This is a genomic window from Deinococcus roseus (genome assembly GCF_014646895.1).
Lineage (GTDB): Bacteria > Deinococcota > Deinococci > Deinococcales > Deinococcaceae > Deinococcus_C > Deinococcus_C roseus.
Genome location: NZ_BMOD01000013.1, coordinates 45,362 through 61,122 on the forward strand (window position 1 = coordinate 45,362; position 15,761 = coordinate 61,122).

Here is a 15,761-nt window from a genome sequence, read left to right on the forward strand (position 1 = left end):
CACCTCTGGTACATCTCCTGGCTTATGGCGTCATCCCTCTGCTGCCTCAGGCACCAGCACCCAGAGCCGCTTCAGGGGAAGGATGTCCCTGAAAGCCAGCGGCAAACGCTCATAAACCTGCAACAAATGCTGGATCACATCGTTGGCATTCCAGAGCCGCACACGGAAAAACTGGCTGCGGTTCTCCGTTCCCACTGAAGAAGTGTAACCACCCCAGGACACAAACAGGCCCTGATCTGCACCCACACGTTGCATGACGCCTTCCAGTTCACGCACCTCCTGAACCTTGACCTTGTCTGATGTGGCCTTGACCTGCACACACAACCTTGGAGGATCAAAGCCCAGAGGACCCCGCCCTGCCAGAAGATCAATGCCTCCATCCGCTCCAGGTTTGCTGAACAAAGTGACATATCCCTGGGCTTGCAAAAGGGCATCAATCAGGCGGGCAAATTCATGCCCTTTGCTATGGTAAACCTGATCCAGACGCTTCTTGATCTGGTCATACGCCACCACCTCAAGGTCTGTCACGGAATCTGCAGGATCTGCATCTGTGGGAACTACAGACAGGTTTTCTGGAAATGAATGCTGCCCCTGTTGAACCAGAGCCTGATCTGAAGCCTGAAGCAAATTCAACACTTTCTGCTCTGCATTGTCCCTTTGAATGCGGCACACGGTCATGAAAGCCCCCAGAGAATACAGGAGGCTCTGGTCAAAAGCACTTCTGGGAATTTCCTTCAGCCAGTCCACCTTGCGGGTGTGCCGCATGTCCTCTGGAAGGTCTGTGCGGTACTCGTAACTGCTGGCAATCCTTCCAATGGCAATGCTTGAAGAGGTCTTGAGGGGCAACGCCACCAGATCTCCCACCTGAATGAGTGCCTTGAATGCCCACACCTGCCCAAGCCAGTTGATGATGGTTTTGGGTTTCTGTTCGAAATACACCCGATCCATCATGTCTTTCAAGGCTTCTTTGCTGTCAAAGCGCCCAAGGTCTGGAAGCTCATTCCACCCAATCACAGCCAGCCCTTGCTCCAGAGCAAAACTTTCACGTTCACCCTGGCTGCCTGCACGCACCAGCCAGAGGGTCATGGTTCACCTGTGCTTTTACGCATCCATTTTAATTTTTCTCCAAAAAACAACCGATCACTGCCTTCAGGCCAGATGATTTTGCTCCTGAATCCTTCCACTGTGGAATCTGATTTCTGCTGGTTGCAAGCCCTGCAGCTCAGCACCAGGTTGTCCAGGGTGCTGCCACCACCTCCAGCCTTGGGAAGCTGGTGCTCCAGTTCACCCAGACCAAAATCTTCCAGATCATCTGTCAGGTGGATGCCGCAATACCAGCATTTGCCATCGCTTTTGCCTGTGATGATTCCTTCACGACCACATTTCTCCACACGGGTGCCGTTGCGTTGCAGAAACTTCTCTGCTCCCAGAAACGTTGGGAAAGATCTGTGAAGATTGGAGGAGATGAACAGCACCTGCGTTTCTGTTTCACTCCATGTCCGGTAAATTCCGGGCTTGCGACCCACAGAAACAGCATAAAACCAGCCTTTTTTGTACCTTCCCATGCGTCACTCCTCATCCGGGTCCAGAGAATCACCATCCGTGTGGTCATCCATCTGGTTGTGGGCCTGAATCTTCGCAAAGGCTGGAGCAGTGAGTTCTTCCACCAGCTCAATTTCCTCTGGGGTGAGACCATACAGTTCATAAACGATCTGGTTCATCTCGTCCAGCCTGGAGTCATCTGTGAACTCTTCCAGTTTTCGCTGGATTTCAGGAGAAGGGGTGACAATGGGGATGTTTTCAAGATATGATTTCTTAAATCTAAAAGATGCCCCTTTAACAGAGGGGGCATACTTGGTTACCATATAAAAGAAGAATTTGCTATTAAACAAAGAGGTTAACCATTTTTTATCCGGACCAACAGGAATAGCAAAAGCAGTACAATCTATAGAAGCACCACTTTCATCCCATAAGAATCTAGGGTATTGTGCAATATCCGCAAACACAATTTTAGATCGCTTAAATTCACCATAGTAACTACATCTACGCAATTCCCACCAGAATTTTCCCCTGTCAGATCTTTTTGCAAGACGATTTTTAAAGGGTTCTAAATACTTATAAAGCTTAGGATACATATCCTGGAATCTTCTCTCCGATTCACTTTCTTCTTTGTCATTCACCCAAGCAAATTCAGATTCTGGATCATCACTGCTGTTTAATTGAATTATATATTTATCATCATTTGAGTATTTCCACCTTCTTATATTTCTACCTTTTTTGAAAGGTACGATAAATTTTTTATACAATTCATTTTCATTTATAAGATCTCTGAATACATCATTATTTATCACGTATACCTCATTCAGCCCGCTCAATAATCCTCTATATATTCCAGATTCTATAAAATCAATGAATTTGATACCTATTTTCTCAACCTTGTGCATTAAGTCTTGAGTATCCAAATTCCATACTTCATTGTTTCGAATTACACTCAAATTAATATGATGCAATACATGCCTTCCGTAGCTATGAAAATTAGACAATTTATCTCTAATAGAATCAACATTGTCTACATTTGTTAATCCTATTAAATTTTTTATTTTGTTCTCCGGTATCACTTCAAGCCTACAAGACTTGATTCCATTTCTATTTCCAATTACTATAAGGGGATACGTAGTGGCTTCAAAAATAGGCAGATCTCCAAAATCAATTAGGGTTTCTAGATGTACTTTATCCTTCAAAAAGCTTCTCAAATTTTTTCCGTAACCGGTCTTCATAAATCTATTAGGAGTAATGTATGCAAAACGCCCTCCATTCTTCAGTAAATTTATAGCTTTATTATAAAAATATACATACAAATCGGCTTTATTATTTGCAACATCATTAAAAGATCTTTTTAGAGCCATTTTATATTCCTGCGATAAGTCTTCTTGTCTTACATAAGGAGGATTTCCAATCACAATATCGAATCCTCCATGTCCGCCTTCTTCTATTGATTTCATTACTTCCGCAAAATGTACTCTATGGAGAAAAAAAGGTAAGGGTTCTTGTTCATCCCAAACTTTTACTCGACGCTTTATTAATTCATTCAAATGAGAACTCAAATCGGTATCACGCTTTATAAGCTTATTCTGTTCATCTAAAGCTTTTTTGGCATTTGCTTGCTCAGCTCGATCAAGCATAGAAAACTTTTTATTAAAACGTTTATATTTTTCGCGTATCTCCAAGATTTCCCGATCCACAATTTGTATACGTTCGTCAATGTATGTTTTAAACAGCAAGCGTTCAAGAGACTGTATTTCATTCCGTAAATTACGACGCTTTTCACTGTTTTGCTCATTGAAAAACAACTCATGTTTTTCTTCTATGCGCTGAGCCAGAAAACTTGGGCTGTTCTCATCTACAAAGAGACCTATTTTCTGACTGGTAACATCAAACGGCTCACCATCAACAGTTTCCAGGAGCCCATCCCCAGCCATCAATTTGTAATCCAGATTGGGCAAGGGCTCCTTGTCTTCTGCATCCACCACCAGAGACAGCCAAAGCCTGAGGCGTCCAATCTCGATGGCTTCTGGTTTGATGTCTACACCGTACAGACAGTGGTTGATGTATTCGCGTTTCCAGCCTGCCACAACAGATGCGTCAGAATTCACACGAACACCCTGTCGGGCTTCTGCCATGGTGCGAATGCGAATCATGGTGTTCAGCACACCCACCAGCATGCTGGCCGTTCCAACAGCAGGATCCAGCACCCGCACCTTCCCGAGGTGCGCAATGATGTTTCTGGCTTCTTGAAGGGTCAGTTTTGCAGGATCAGCATCGTCCCTGAGCAAAGCCCGCAGTTTGTCCAGCTCAATGCTGGTTTTTTCATTCAGGTAACGGGTGAGGGTTTCTTCAGCCATGAATTGCACGATTGAACGGGGGGTGTAGAAGGTGCCACTCTTTTTGGCCTCTTCCTCTTCCATCATGTTCTCGAAGACTTTCCCCAGCATTTCCGGGTCCAGGCTCACATCCTGCTCCAATGTGCTGCTTTCGGAGATGGTGAAGTTGTAGCTGTTCAGGGTGCTCAGGATGCTGTCTGGATTTTTCGGATCGAACAGGCTGTTGGGCATGTTCAGGACAGTGGTCTCAGGGTATTCGCGTTCAAAAAGACTGCCATTCAGGTAAGGTATGTCTCCAAAAACCTCGTGTGTTCCGGTGCGCTCGGTGTTCAGCACTTCAAAGAAGAGGGGTTCAAGCAAATGCAGGTAAAACAAATCCCCCTCGGACTTGACCTTCTGGGTGTAAAGGTGGGTCAGGAAGTCCGTGTCATCGTTCAACCAGCCCTTTTTCTGAATGAAGTACAGAAAGATGATCCGATTGAGCAACCTCTGGGTGAAGGCATGCAGAGATTCCTGATGATCGACCGTGTTCTTTTTCAGTTTGCCAATGCGGGCGTAGGGGTTCTGGGTTTTGATGGTGTCCCGCACCCGTTCAAAGAGTTGTTTGTAGGTTTTGTAGAACTCTCTGGTGACCCGTTCCACGTCGAAAGCCTGGGTTTGCTTCTTGTGGGCTTCCTGGGCAGAGGTGTCTGACTTGATTTCTATTTTCTGCAACACATCCCGGTCATGCTGGGTGGGTTTGCGTGGATTGACTTTCAGGAGGTTGATGCGAATGTTGTTTTTGTTTTCGCTCTGGGAGCTCACGTAGGGTTTGACAAAAATCACTTCTTCGTAATCTCCAGAAGCCCCTGGGTTGCCAAAACTCAAAAGGAAGTTGTTGGGTTGCTGCAAGAACTGTTCTGCAACCCGCCGCAGATAAGGTGTATTGAGGTGGTCGGTCTCCACATGAACATGCAACAGAGAATCCTGCTGCACCAGCAGGTATACACCTTTGATGTGTTCAGCAGCTTTTCCAGCCAGTTGTGCGTCTTCAGCAGACAGTTTTTCAGGCTCGAATTCTGGTTCTGCCTTGTACCCCAGTTGATGGTACAGTTCTGCGATTTTTTGAGGGGTCCTCAGGGCTCTCAAGGCATCAAGTTGCAAAGTCATAGGGTCTCCTGACAGAAAGCAGCGTGGGAAAATCGTGCTCCATTTTACCGTGCCTTGCCATCCAATTCACCTCTGTGAAAAGAGGAAAGCAAAGGAATTGCCATGTTGAATTCTCAGGCCTAAAGTTTGCAAGTGCAACATTCAATCAGATCTGTGCATTTTTACTGTTTCAGACACATAAAGCATTACAAACGTATCCAGTGATAAAATAGGGTTTTCTGGTGGTAAGGGATTTCCCTTATGACAGAATGCTTTCAACAGTGTGGATCCATCCCCTACCATAAGAGCCAAACGCGCTGCAAAGAGCGCAAAATGGCTCAGGGCGTGCTGGCAAGATGAACCAGGAAATCCGGGCAATTCGGCCCTCCCATGTTCTGGGATTGCACCTGCCACTCTTCTGCCCACTTTTTTGCACAGCGCTGGATACCAGGAACCACAACCCCACAAACCGAGAAAACAAAAGCAAAGGATCCTCATGCTTGAAATCAACAGAATCAGCTGGCAAAAAATAAATTTCATCAGGAACAGGCACCAGAGCAACACCTTTGTTTTTCTCACTGGGGACAATGGAACAGGGAAAACCACTTTTCTCCTGAGGCTGGCCAATTCTTTCAAAAAGAGGGTTTACAAAAAACCAGACCTTCACATTGAATTTCAGGGCAATCCCAGAAAAATCATCACCTATTCTCTAGCACCTTTCAATAAGTTTGATTCCCTCAAGTTCATAGATGATGACAACATAGATCTGGAGCAAATTGGGTTTTCGTTTTCATCCAGTAAATATTCTTTGCTTTTTCAGGCCATCGTTGAATTTGCACAAACCGAAGAGAAAAAGCTGCAAATACTTTCCGTAATCTCAGAGATCACTGGGGTAGATTTGAATTTTTCGGTAAGACTGAAAATCACAAGCAGTAAAATCAAAGATATTTCTAATTTTATCTATAGAGATGACATCGATCTCAAAGTATTTCAACGAGTAGCAGCACGGTTACTGGACATGGGCAGTTTTTCACTCGCTATTTCTCCAGGAAGTTTTAAAATCACAGAACCATCCCTTTTTAGAATGCCTGATGTCTCTGAAAAAGAATTCACCCTGGTGGTTCTGGAAATCATCCTGAACATCAGGCGTTTAGGAGCACTTCAGGTTCAAGACATCAAGATCAAGAAGCAAGAGGAATGGACCACTGCCAACAATTTAAGCTCAGGGCAGATTTCGCTTTTTATTGGCCTCAGCATTCTTGCAAGCAAAATTGAAGACGATACCCTGGTGCTCATTGACGAACCAGAAACCAGCCTGCACCCTGCCTGGCAAAGAAAGTACCACGAATTGCTCATGCAGATCAGCCAGCACCACCAAAATTGTTACTTCTTCATTGCCACACACTCACCCATCATCATTTCGGAAGTGGATCCTCAGAAACATGCCATTTTCAATCTCAGTCCAGAAAACCTTTTGCCTTCAGCCCATGTTCACTCCGAAGCCCCCAGAAGCATTGAAGAAGTGTACGCTTCATATTTTGACATCCTGACTCCCAACAGTTTTTTGGTCAAAACCGTCATCATTAAAGCCGTACAAGCTTATGAGTCAAGAGATGACAGGAAATTTCGGGAGCTGAAAAGCGAGTTGACTTCCATGCTTTCAGAAATGGATCAGGATTTGCGTACTCTGGCACAGGAAGTGATCAAAAAGGAAATCAAAAGAGGATGACTCTTCCCAAGCTGGCAAACCTCACGCTCTTTGATGCAACAGATCTAATTGTTGTCAAAAGAATCAATGACTTGTCTTTAACTGGCAGAGAAAAATGGGATCACGAAGATTTTAGACCCATCTACAGAAAGATCAAGCAAATACTCCTAACCTCCCAGAGACAAATCTGCTATTACTGCCAAAAAAACCTTCGCGATATTGATAACGATGATTGGCACATAGATCATATTGTGTCCATAGATGAAGATGATCGCCATGTCTTTACAGAAAAAAATCTTGTTCTTGCGTGCAAGTGGTGCAACAGAAGAAAAAATGATAAATCCACTCTGGTAAAAAAACTAAAGACCAAAGCTTACAGCGAAAGTTCGGCCAATTATTATATAGTTCATCCCAGACTAGATAATTATTTTGATCATATAGAAATTTTTAGCAGTATAATTTATACAGGAAAAACCTCGAAAGGCGAACGCACCTGTTTCGACTGCAATCTAAAAAGATTCTGGCTGAATTATATTTCGGGAATAAAATCTGAAGACAGGGCTTTCACCGAGCTTGTTCTTCATGTTCTAACCACTGCAGACCGTAAGTTATTTGAAGAGTTCATAAAATCATATCTTTGAATCACAAATTCTACGCCCTCTCTCCTGTCCCCACATGCCTGCTCACCTGGTTGCGCCTGGATTGCTTGAACCTATAGAGGGCTTCATCTGCCCACTGGGTGAGGTTGGATGGAGGGTTCTGGACAAAGAAAGGCTTGGCGACAGACGGCAAAGGTTCCGAAAAGAATATTTGCAGGAAACCTCAGGTGCATTTCAGGGCTCTCACAGCAAAAAGAAAACCTGCCGAAAGGTTTTTCAGCAAGTCTTTTTCAGCAGTTACAGAAGGCTTTTAGACTGAAGGCACCGGGATTCTGGCTTTGCGGGTGGCCCACCCGGTCAGCAAAGCCCCGGCCAGCATCATGGCAAAAGCAGGAAGGGCCAGCAGCGGACTGCCCAGCGTGACCAGCAACTGGCTGCCCAGCAGGGACCCCATGCTCATGCCCAGATACACGGTGGCCGAGTTGAAGCCCAGCATCAGGTTTCTGGCCTGGGGGTTCAGGCGGATCATGCGTTCCTGCTGGGGGGTCTGGAACATCTGCCCAAAGAAGGACAGGCCCATGAAGCTGATCAGGCCTGCCAGGGGCACCCCGGGATCAAAAAGCAAAGAAAGCAGGGTGAGGGCTCCACCCACCAGGCTGAACAGCAGCATTCTGGCGTTTCCCAGCCGTGCGTTTAACGTGCCCACCAGGGAATTGCCCAGCACACCAGCAAATCCAAAAGACAGGAAGGTGGCGGAAATCCAGGCGGGGTTGCTGCCAAAACGGCTGGTCAGGTAACTGGCAATCACCCCGTACAGCACAAACACACTTCCGATTTGCAGCAGGGTGGTGAAGAGGGCGGGGAAAAGTCCAGGGGTGCGGGAGACCTGCTGGTAGGTGCGCAAGGTGACTTGTTGACCGCCTGCAACGTGAGGAAGCTGCTTCCAGAGGAACAGTGCGGTCAGCAGCAAGAGCACAGAGAGCAGCACCAGGGTACCCCTCCAGCCCAGCAGGGGACCCACCACGGAAGTCATGGGGATGCCCAGAACAGTGGAAAGGGTAAAGCCTGCAAACACACGGGAGAGGGCCTGTTGCTGCTGTTCTGCGGGCACCAGCGTGCTGGCTGTGGCAGAAATCACCGGTCCCACCAGGGCACCACCAATGCCTGCAATCAGACGGGTCAGGAGCAGCAAGTCAAAACTGGGCACCACCGCTCCCAGCAGCAAGCCCACCATCAGGAGGGCCATGCCGGTGAGCAGCAGCCGTTTGCGGGGCCAGTGTCCGACCAGAAGGGGGGAAAGCAGGGCTGCTGCTGCAAAAGACAGCGAAAACACCGTGACCAGAAGTCCGGTCTGTGCTCCGGTCACCTGCAATTCCTGGCTGATGGAGGCACTGAGCGCCACCACCGAGAGGGTGCTGGTGCCCAGCATGAAATAGGCCACCGACAGGGCAGAGAGGGCCGTGCCGGTTGAGGATCCATCTGATTTCAAGACGCTCCGTTGCATAAATAGATTAAAGACGCATCGTCGCGTATTGTCAATACGTCACGTCACGTATTGGAATTATGGGCATGCTACACTGGAGCCATGTCCACAGGCAGACCCCGCAACCACGCCCACTCAGACGCCGCCAAAGAAGCGGCCTTACACCTGCTGAAAGAACAGGGCTACGCGGCCATCAGCATGGAAGGCATCGCCCAGCACACCGGCATTGCCAAACAGACCCTGTACCGCCGCTGGAAAAGCAAACGGGATCTGATTCTGGACGCCTTTGTGGATCAGGCAGACCGCATCCCGTTGGTCCCGCCCACTGGAAACCTGCAAGAAGACCTGCGCCTGTACTTGCAGCAAACCGCAGTGCTCTTAAACAGCGATTGTGGCACCACCAACCGTGCCCTGCTGGCCGAGGGTTTGCAGGACGCTGCCTTTCTGAAAGAACTGCGCGAAAAACACCTGATCAAACGCCGCAACCGCCTCGCAGAAATCCTGCGGCGACCATTCCAGTTCAGCGCAGAGCAGGAAGAATACCTGATCGATCTGGCCCTCGGTCCGGTGTGGTATCGCCTGCTGATCCAGAATGCTCCCCTCAATGAGGCTTTCATGGATCAGGTGGCACGGGATGTGGCCGCAGCAGCGCTGAAGCTCTCAGAAACCTGAATCTTCCTGCTGCCCTGCCGCAAAGTGACATGCAGCCAGTTGCAAAAACCGTTCCCGGTCTGCCCCACCCAGTTCTTTTTCATTCCACTCTGCGGCTGCCAGCGCACGCAGAAACACATAAAACCTGAAAAGCTGCTGTTCTGTGCTGTCCAGTGCAGGATGATGCTGTCTCAGGCTTGTGGCCAGAGGTGGGTGGTTTACTTCCAGCACCGACAGATCCATCAGGGGATCGCCAGACCGGAGCTCTGCCACATCAATCCACACCACTTCTCCTGCCGGGGTTTCCAGAAAGTGTTCGGGTTTGCCATCAAACAAAATCAGTTGCTGGCCCCTGTGCTGCATGAGGGGAACCAGCTTTGCAAACCACAGGTTCACCTGATCTGCAGCCCGCTCGGGTGCCTGTCCGGTGCTTTTCCAGTAAAAAAGGGCGTGGTTCAGCCAGCCCTGCATCCAGTCGGCCCAGATCAAGCCCTGCGGTGGGGGAAGCCACCCGGGTTGCTGGTGCAGCCTTTGAAGTTGCCTGCTCAGGGTCTCCAGGGTTGCTGCTAAACCCAGGTGACTGATGGCCTCCCCTTCCCACCAGGACATCAACAGCACTGCAGGAGGTCCTGCCTGCACCAGCAGCACTTCCTGCACCGGGAAACCCAGGGCCTGCAAGTGCTTTACAGCCTGCACCTCTGCCTCAAAAATGCCAGCGGTTGCATCCAGTTTCAGGACATGTTTTCCCTGTGGGGTCTGCACAAAATGCACCTTGCGGGTGGCCCGGTCTGTGAGCAGCCGGGTGTCCAGCAGGATTTCCTGGCCGTATCCAGGCAGGGTGGGCCACACATCAAAGAGGTCCATGTCTGGATGGTACTGAACACCGCAACCTGGAAAATCCGCTGCATGGCGTATCCATCAGGTTTCTGCCCTGGCCCCTGAAACAAATGCTGGACAGATCCTTTCAGACTTGCCCAGCATCCATCAAACCTCAGGCCAGATACTGGTACCCCTCAAAAAACGCTGCGGGCATTTGACCGTTGCCAGAGGCAAACAATCCCAGCACCACGCCTGTGAACCCTCCGGCCACTTCTGGAGCGAGGTACCTGGCGACCCCTGACCCGACAGTCTGTTCTGCTGTCCCCTGCTGCACACTGAACTGGTACACCTCAGGGGAAGCATTGATCTTCAGTTGCACCGGGCCATCCTGCACAGGAACAGCTTTGCAGGACATCAGGTCGTCGATGCGTTTGCGCAGCACCACCACCCGCTTTCCGTCCTGTCGGGTGACATAAAGGTCGTAGTGGTGTTGCAGGTTCATCCAGACAGTGATTCCCGCTTCTTCACCCTCATTCTGGGGATCAAAGTCCAGGTGAACGCTCACATTGCAGGCGTAATGCTGCTGACGCTGACCCACAAAAGCCACGCCCGGACCGTCTTGCAACCCCAGTGCATTGCCTTGCAAGCGCAGGGCTCCAGGCCGTTCAGAAAGTGAAACCATGCCTTCACGGGGATGACCCAGCGTGACCCATTTCAGATCCAGTTGTGGGCCTGCAAATTCTGCCTTCTCTGCTTCAGGCCAGGGATGGGCTGGAAGGTCAGGGCTTTTGTTGATTTTGCCGAGTCGCCCGCTGTTCCCCACCACAGGCCAGCCTTCTTCTGTCCAGTGCACTGGAGCCAGAAAGGTTTCCCTTCCCAGGTGGGCCGTTTCGGGATTGCCCTGGGGCCGGATGCCCAGACAGACCATCCACCAGCTTCCATCGTGCGCTTCCACCAGATCGCCATGTCCGAGGGCCTGAAAGGGGCTGTACAGGCTGCGGTGCGTCAGGATGGGGTTATGGGGACAGCTTTCAAAAGGTCCCCAGGGACTGTCACTGCGGCCAAGGGTGATCATGTGGCCTCTTTCGGTGCCACCTTCTGCCATCAGCAGGTAATACTTGCCCTGGATTTTGTAGAGGTGGGGGCCTTCCGGGTAACGTCCACCGGTGCCAGACCACACCACCCGGGGTTCTGAAAGCCGCTTTCCGGTTTTGAGATCGATCACACTCTGCTGGATGCCCCAGTATGCTCCATCTGGATCGATGTCCTCTGGAACAGGCCAGCCTTTTGACCAGCTGGTGGACAGGTACACCGTACCATCGTCATCAAAGAACAGAGAGGGGTCGATGCCGCCCTGCTCAATCCACACGGGATCCGACCACTCACCATGGATGTCCTGCGTGTGCACCACAAAATTGCCCTGGCCTGAAGTGTTGGTGGTGATCATGTAAAAGGTGCCATCGTGGTAACGCAAAGTGGGAGCAAAAATGCCGCCCGAAGCCGACCAGCGCGGAAATTCCAGCTGGCTCTGGCGGGTGAGCACATGCCCGATCTGCCGCCAGTTCACCAGGTCCCGGCTGTGAAAGAGCGGCACACCGGGAAAATACTCGAAAGAACTGGTGACCAGATGGTAATCTTCTCCCACCCGGCAAATGCTGGGGTCCGGGTAAAAACCGGAAATCACGGGGTTGGTGTAGGTCATGCTTTCCTTTCAAAACAGCCTGGGGTGCCCTGAATCCATCTGGTTCTGGACACTTCTGCACTGTTGATGTCAGTTTGACACCCCTGAAAACTTTGCAGCAGCAATGTCTGCATGACCGGGGTTCCTGAAAATTTTTTCAGAGGCATGGCAGAAAAACCGAATTCCACACGCAGGTTTCCGTGCTGATGTCTTTAGGATGATCGGATCTGCTCTACAAAAGCCTCCCGGCACCACCAGTGATATGTGATATATTACTGACATGACCGCAGACCTGCAGACCCTGCTCAGCCAGCTGGTGGCCATCGACTCCACCAATCCAGACCTCGTCCCGGAAGGCAAAGGGGAAGGTGAGATTTCCCTTTTTGTGGAAAGGTGGTTTCAAGACCAGGGCATCCCGGCCGAGCGCCAGCAGGTTGCACCAGGCCGCTACAATGTGATCGCTCGGGTTCTGGGAACAGGCAACGGGCGCAGCCTGCTGCTCAATGCCCATCTGGATGTGGTGGGAACAGCTGGCATGCAAAATCCTTTTGTGCCCCGCATCGAAAACGGCAGGCTGTATGGGCGCGGGGCCTACGACATGAAAGGGGGCCTTGCGGCCTGCATGGTGGCCCTGTTAAAAGCCAGGGACCTGCAGCTTGCAGGAGATGTGATTCTCACCGCCGTGGCAGATGAAGAATACGCCAGCATCGGCATGCAGCACGCTTTAAAGACCATTTCTGCAGATGCAGCCATCGTCACGGAACCCACCGAACTTGCGCTGTGCATTGCCCACAAAGGTTTCACCTGGCATGAGATCACCACCACAGGAAAAGCCGCCCATGGTTCCCGCCCCGATCTGGGCACAGATGCCATTGCTCACATGGGACGGGTGCTGGGCAAAATCGAGCAGTGGCAGCAGGACCTGCAGGCCAGACCTGCCCATCCCCTGCTGGGCCATGGATCGGTGCATGCCTCCCTGATTCAGGGGGGTCAGGAGCTCTCCAGCTACCCGGAGAAATGCGTTCTGCAGATAGAAAGGCGCACCTTGCCCCATGAGGAGGTACCCCAGATCGAGGCTGAGTTGCAAGCCCTGCTGTTCGAACTCAGCCATGCAGACGCCAGCTTTGCGGTCCAGCACCAGACCACCCTGCACCGTCCTGGCTTCGAGGTTCCTGCAGAGGCCCCGATTGTGCAGGTTGTTCTGCAGGAAGCCACCCAGGTGCTGCAGCACCCTCCGGCACTCCAGGGCATGACCTTCTGGATGGAATCTGCCCTCTTGCAACAGGCAGGCATTCCAGCAGTGGTTTTTGGACCCTCCGGGGCAGGTGCACACGCCACCGAAGAATGGGTGGAACTTGAATCTGTTCAGCAGTGCTGTGAGGTGCTGGTGCGCAGCATTCGGGCATTTTGCCAATCTGTTTGATCCGGGGCCTTTGTGAAAAAGTCAGTCGTACTCTGGGGGTCTTTTCTGCAGGAGACTTGCCTGAACCTGTTCCCAGGAGGCCAGCATTTCAGGATTTCCAGCATGTTTATGTTGAACTGCTGCAGCAATGCGCTGGCGAATCGCTGTCGTTTCGGAAACCTCCAGCAGACCAGCCAGTTGATCTGCCAGCAAAAAGGGCTTCCAGCGGCTGGGGCCTATGAACCAGTCGCTGTGTTGCAAAATCACCTCTATGCCTTTCTGGATGGTGTCCACAGCAGCAAAGAAAGGAAGCACCTCATTCCAAAATCCGTCCTGCAAATCCAGGGTTCTTCTTTCCAGGTCCAGCGGATCTGCCAGGATGAGGTGAGCGGCAAAACGCTCTGGATTCAGCAGCTGCAAATGGGTTCTCAGAACGCAGCGTTCCAGACCCGCATCCACATAAACCTGCCTGAGGGTCAAACCCAACCTCCAGCTGCGTTTTTTGAAGGAAGCATTCAGGTGAATGCTGGCTTCTCCGGCCTGCTGTTTGCGAACCCAGGTTGTTTCTCTGCCTTCTGCTTGAAGTTCAAATCCATCCTGCTGGACCAGTGCATCAAACCGACTGATCAGATCCTGCAAGAGTTTTGCTTTTTCAGGAGGCACAGCAGTGGATTTCCTGGGCATCTTCTTCAGTGTATCTGTCCTGTGGACTCAAGACCGCCAGACCCCTCAGTCCTCTCGTGCCCAGATCCCAGGGAAGGATGCAAAACCCCATGACAGAACCCCGTTTCTACTTTGCCCCTCACACCCAGACCTTTCCCCGGACAGCACATCCTGACCTGCTGGATTTTCACTGCAGGCTTCCCGGTTACCAGCAGACCCCTCTGGTTTCTGTGCCCCTTCTGGCCCAGGTGCTGGGCGTAAAGCAGGTGTGGGTGAAAGACGAGCAGCACCGTCTGGGGCTTCCTGCCTACAAGATTCTGGGGGCAAGCTGGGCCACTTACCGGGAACTCCAGACGCGTTTTGGTCCCTTCAAAAGCTGGGAAACCCTGCAAGACCTCGCGGACCAGCTGAAACCTTTTTTGCCCCTCACCCTGGTGGCCGCCACCGATGGCAACCATGGGAGGGCAGTGGCCCGAACGGCCCACTGGCTGGGACTGCAGGCCCACATTCTGGTTCCAGAGGACATGGTTCCGGCAAGGCGGAAAGCCATTGAGAGCGAAGGGGCAACCGTGGAGGTCATCGCTGGATCTTATGACGATGCGGTCCTGGCGGCAGCAGAGTTTGCCAGTGAGCGGCATCTGGTGATCAGCGACACCAGCTGGGAAGGCTACACCCGCGTTCCGGGCTGGGTGGTGGAGGGGTACAGCACCATCTTTGAGGAAATTGACCTGCAGTTGCAGGATGTACAGGCCGCTCAGCCCGATCTGGTGGCGGTGCAGATGGGGGTGGGTTCGCTGGCTGCTGCGGTCATTCAGCATTATGCAGTTGCGGATCAAAACACCCGCATTGTGGGTGTGGAACCTCTGCAGGCCGATTGTGTGCTCAGAAGCTTGCAACAGGGCACCCTGACCGCTGCGCCTGGCCCCCACCTTTCCAGCATGGCCGGACTGAACTGTGGGCACACCTCTCCTCTGGCATGGCCTTTTTTGCAGGGAGGTCTGTCTGCAGCGGTGGCCGTTCCAGATGCCTTTGCTGAAGACGCCATGCGCCTGCTGGCCAAAGAGGGGGTGGTTTCTGGCGAAAGTGGAGCTGCAGGTGTGGCAGGTTTGCTGGCCCTGATGTCCCACCCAGAAGCAGAACTGTTCCGGGAAAACCTGGGCCTGACTGCAGAGAGCACTGTGCTGGTGGTTTCCACCGAAGGGGCCACCGATCCAGAAAACCACCAGAGGATTGTGCAGGGCTGAGCAAATACAATCAAAAACAGAACACATCTAGAAATTATGTTAAAAACAGAATATACTGATGGATGTTACAATTGATTTCACACCGAGGTGCCTCCCATGATTCTTGAAAGCCGCATTCTGGGCCGAAAAAAAGCCTTTGAACCCGTGTCCCTCACCCTCTCCCGAAGCACCCTGACCCTGCAGGAACTGATTGAAGAAGTGGTGCGGGAACAGGTGGAAGCCTTCAACCAGCGACAGCAGGATGGACAACTGTTTAAGCTGCTCACCCCGGAAAGCCTGCAAAAAGGGCTGGAGGTTGGAAAAATCACCTCGGGGGGTCTGGAAACCCAGCAGCAGGCAGATGTGTTTGAAGCCCAGCAGGTGGCCATTACAGCATTCAAAGACGGCCTGTATTACGTGTTTCTGGGGGAAAACCAGCTGGAAGACCTCTCCGAAACCCTGAATTTGCCAGAAGATGCAAGGATCATGTTCCTGCGCCTGACCCCACTGGTGGGGGGCTGAC

The 15,761-nt window shown here is 51.2% G+C and carries 13 protein-coding genes; 6 read left to right on the forward strand and 7 right to left on the reverse strand.

Annotation, left to right across the window (positions count from 1 at the left end):
- Window positions 1–30 precede the first annotated feature (30 nt).
- The 3 genes from IEY52_RS15890 to IEY52_RS15900 are packed head-to-tail and all read right to left on the reverse strand — an operon-like array spanning window position 31 to window position 5,030.
- Window positions 31–1,086 (reverse strand): restriction endonuclease, encoded by a 1,056-nt coding sequence (locus tag IEY52_RS15890; RefSeq protein WP_189004075.1) that lies wholly within the window; start codon window positions 1,084–1,086, stop codon window positions 31–33.
- Window positions 1,083–1,565: a ribonuclease H1 domain-containing protein gene (locus IEY52_RS15895; RefSeq protein WP_189004077.1), complete on the reverse strand. Its 483-nt coding sequence runs from the start codon at window positions 1,563–1,565 to the stop codon at window positions 1,083–1,085. The genes IEY52_RS15890 and IEY52_RS15895 overlap by 4 nt, the downstream gene beginning before the upstream one ends.
- A 3-nt stretch (window positions 1,566–1,568) precedes the next feature.
- Window positions 1,569–5,030 carry an Eco57I restriction-modification methylase domain-containing protein gene (locus tag IEY52_RS15900; protein ID WP_189004079.1) on the reverse strand — a complete coding sequence of 1,154 codons (3,462 nt, stop codon included), beginning with the start codon at window positions 5,028–5,030 and terminating at the stop codon, window positions 1,569–1,571.
- A 262-nt stretch (window positions 5,031–5,292) separates the two neighbouring features.
- Between IEY52_RS15900 and IEY52_RS15905 the strand changes: the two genes are divergently transcribed.
- Window positions 5,293–6,738 (forward strand): ATP-binding protein, encoded by a 1,446-nt coding sequence (locus tag IEY52_RS15905; protein WP_189004081.1) that lies wholly within the window; start codon window positions 5,293–5,295, stop codon window positions 6,736–6,738.
- A complete protein-coding gene (locus IEY52_RS15910) occupies window positions 6,735–7,358 on the forward strand; it encodes an HNH endonuclease (RefSeq protein WP_189004083.1) in 624 nt (207 codons plus the stop codon). Before IEY52_RS15905 ends, IEY52_RS15910 begins: the two co-directional genes overlap by 4 nt.
- Before the next feature lie 268 nt (window positions 7,359–7,626).
- Here the strand turns inward: IEY52_RS15910 and IEY52_RS15915 are convergent, their stop codons facing one another.
- The gene (locus tag IEY52_RS15915) at window positions 7,627–8,820 is read right to left on the reverse strand and encodes an MFS transporter (RefSeq protein WP_189004085.1); all 1,194 of its coding nucleotides are present in this window, start codon (window positions 8,818–8,820) and stop codon (window positions 7,627–7,629) included.
- 81 nt (window positions 8,821–8,901) lie between these two features.
- On the opposite strand from IEY52_RS15915, the gene IEY52_RS15920 reads away from it, so the two are divergent.
- Entirely contained in the window at window positions 8,902–9,471 is a 570-nt protein-coding gene (locus IEY52_RS15920) for a TetR/AcrR family transcriptional regulator (protein ID WP_189004087.1), read from the forward strand.
- On the opposite strand, the gene IEY52_RS15925 is transcribed toward IEY52_RS15920, so the two are convergent.
- Complete coding sequence (locus IEY52_RS15925; RefSeq protein ID WP_189004089.1) at window positions 9,460–10,314, reverse strand: aminoglycoside phosphotransferase family protein; 855 nt, start codon at window positions 10,312–10,314, stop codon at window positions 9,460–9,462. The genes IEY52_RS15920 and IEY52_RS15925 overlap by 12 nt on opposite strands.
- Before the next feature lie 127 nt (window positions 10,315–10,441).
- Window positions 10,442–11,971, reverse strand: coding sequence for a glycoside hydrolase family 43 protein (locus IEY52_RS15930; protein ID WP_189004091.1), 1,530 nt, complete (start codon window positions 11,969–11,971; stop codon window positions 10,442–10,444).
- A gap of 259 nt (window positions 11,972–12,230) precedes the next feature.
- Between IEY52_RS15930 and IEY52_RS15935 the strand changes: the two genes are divergently transcribed.
- Complete coding sequence (locus tag IEY52_RS15935; RefSeq protein ID WP_189004094.1) at window positions 12,231–13,373, forward strand: ArgE/DapE family deacylase; 1,143 nt, start codon at window positions 12,231–12,233, stop codon at window positions 13,371–13,373.
- A 21-nt stretch (window positions 13,374–13,394) separates the two neighbouring features.
- Here IEY52_RS15935 and IEY52_RS15940 read toward each other — a convergent pair whose 3' ends face one another.
- Complete coding sequence (locus tag IEY52_RS15940) at window positions 13,395–14,036, reverse strand: hypothetical protein (RefSeq protein ID WP_189004096.1); 642 nt, start codon at window positions 14,034–14,036, stop codon at window positions 13,395–13,397.
- A gap of 89 nt (window positions 14,037–14,125) precedes the next feature.
- Here IEY52_RS15940 and IEY52_RS15945 point away from each other — a divergent pair, with 89 nt between their 5' ends.
- Both IEY52_RS15945 and IEY52_RS15950 read left to right on the forward strand, forming a co-directional pair.
- Window positions 14,126–15,259 carry a diaminopropionate ammonia-lyase gene (locus tag IEY52_RS15945; RefSeq protein WP_189004098.1) on the forward strand — a complete coding sequence of 378 codons (1,134 nt, stop codon included), beginning with the start codon at window positions 14,126–14,128 and terminating at the stop codon, window positions 15,257–15,259.
- Window positions 15,260–15,355: 96 nt separating this feature from the next.
- Complete coding sequence (locus IEY52_RS15950) at window positions 15,356–15,760, forward strand: hypothetical protein (protein WP_189004100.1); 405 nt, start codon at window positions 15,356–15,358, stop codon at window positions 15,758–15,760.
- Window position 15,761 lies beyond the last annotated feature (1 nt).